Below are 1,996 nucleotides of genomic sequence, written 5' to 3'. Positions count from 1 at the left end.
TCCCCAAACCCGGCAATCGTGCCGTCCGGCACGACTTCGCCGTCCCAAAGAGGTGCGACCGGCGCGCCGTCCTTCAGCTGACCCTCGACACAAGTTCCATTGATGCAGAGGCTATTGCCCGAGCGGCGGACCGGATCGCCGGCTACTCCGGCAATGCGCTTGGTCAGGTAAAGTTCATGCCCGCCGAATTTTCCCGCCAGAACCTCCGGCATTTCGACCGCGACGATGGCACCCGGCCGCAGGATCAGCGGCCAGGTCACCATTGCATAGGCATTGCCTTTCAGGCTGCCGGTCACATTTACAACCAGCCGCCCGCAGGCAAGCCCGTAGTAACCGGCAACGGTCACTGCCAGGACAGGCAGGATTATTACCAGCTTAGAACGCCGCATCACTCAGCACCTTTTCCATGATGATGCCTGTGACGTCAGCGGCCTGAAGGCCCGCAGCCGACAGCACCGCGCCCTTACGAACGACAACCTGCCCGGTATGGCTGGAAAGCCGGTCAATCTCCAACTGAACAGCCTGCTGAAACGCTGGCAGGGTGTCCCCGAATTGCTCGTCCGGCACCCGGCCATTCGACCAGACCACAAACATGGTCAGGCTCTTTTCCGGGTCGAAAACCGCAACCGCCGGAGGCTCATCACGAAAAAGCTCCGGCAACAGCAGGAAAGAAGCCACAGCGGCCTGGGCCAGTGCCACAATTCCAAGCGCAATGAGGGTCTTCCTCTGCCAGCTCATGCCACTTCCCCCCGCTCAACAAGGGTCTTGATGGCTTCCACTGTGCTCATTCCCTGCGCCTTATAGTGGTTCATCCGTTCGACCGTGGAGCCTTTGGAAGAGAACACCGCCAGCGAAAACGGATCGAGCAGCAGACGCCCGTAGGCAAAGCCCTCAGGCATCTGAATTGCGAGTTCGGAGAACCGGCCCGGAACCGATGTCAGCGACTTCAGGAGCATTTTCACCGGCGGGTCGATGCTCTGCAGCGCGTCGATACTCTCCGGTTTCTGGGCCAGAAAGACCCGGAAGTCCGAGTTTTCCAGGCAGACGCTGGCGGCCGGGTTGGCCTTATAGTCCTGCATCGACTGCGTGCCCGTGATCAGCGCCCCGGTGTATTTCCGCGCCCGGCGCACGACACCCTCGATAAAGGCCGCTGTGCCGGTTCCTTTCAGCAGATCCCAAGCCTCATCAATCACGATGGCTGTAGGCGTGGAGCGGGAAGTTTTGAACATCAGTTCGGTGCCAAGGAACATGACGATCTGCAGGATAGTCGCTTCAAGACCGGCCTGCCCCTTGATGTCACTCAGCTCCACCACCGTGAACGGGGCATCCAGAGCAATATTGGCCTCCCCTTCAAAGTAATGGCCGTAGGCCCCGCCGCGTGAATACCGGTTGAGTTTGCGCACCACATCCGGCAGCCGCGGCTCACCAGCCGCGGCATCCTGCAGGCGGTCGCGCACATCGGAGATTTCACCGTCCCGGCCTTTTTCGTCCCAAACCTGGGCAATGGCCGTGCGGATATAGTCCTCTTCAACCCCTTCAACCCGGCCGCCAGTGTGGCCGCCGAGATCAGCCATCGAGGCGACAACGCGGGTAACCAGCTCGATGGCATCGGTCTTGTATTCGTCCTGCCCCATGGCACCCGCGTCGAGCAGAGAAAACGGATTGAGGCGGTTGCGGGTCTGGCCGTCAAAAGCAATGTGCTTGCCGCCCAGGATTTCTGCCGTGGTTTTGAACGAATAGCCGTCGTCAATCACCAGGACGTTGCCGCCGGAGGTGTAGATCCCCACCGCCAGTTCCTGCATGAACACTGATTTACCGGCACCGGACTTGCCTACCACGGCGGTGTTGTAGTTGCCCGACGAACGAAAATTGTCCCACTGGAACACCTGCCCCTGACGGCCCGCCAGCAGCATTCCGGTTCCCCGGGCATTGCCCATCCACTCCCCATGCACTGGCAGGAAGGCCATTGCCGCTGTCGATTTCATAAGCCGCATAC

General features: G+C 60.5%; 2 protein-coding genes and 1 pseudogene. All 3 read right to left on the bottom strand.

The window, feature by feature from the left end; genetic code table 11:
* A partial coding sequence (locus VOI29_RS24340; protein WP_323784452.1) for a S26 family signal peptidase occupies positions 1-389 on the bottom strand: 389 nt, incomplete at its 3' end.
* Positions 376-738: a hypothetical protein gene (locus VOI29_RS24335; protein ID WP_323784450.1), complete on the bottom strand. Its 363-nt coding sequence runs from the start codon at positions 736-738 to the stop codon at positions 376-378. The genes VOI29_RS24340 and VOI29_RS24335, both read right to left, overlap by 14 nt.
* Positions 735-1,996, bottom strand: a pseudogene (locus VOI29_RS24330) (conjugal transfer protein TraC); the annotation flags it as partial. The gene VOI29_RS24335 and the pseudogene VOI29_RS24330, both read right to left, overlap by 4 nt.

Origin of the sequence: Leisingera sp., from assembly GCF_034669605.1 — a bacterium.
GTDB lineage: Bacteria > Pseudomonadota > Alphaproteobacteria > Rhodobacterales > Rhodobacteraceae > Leisingera.
This window is presented reverse-complemented; position numbering and strand designations above follow the sequence as displayed.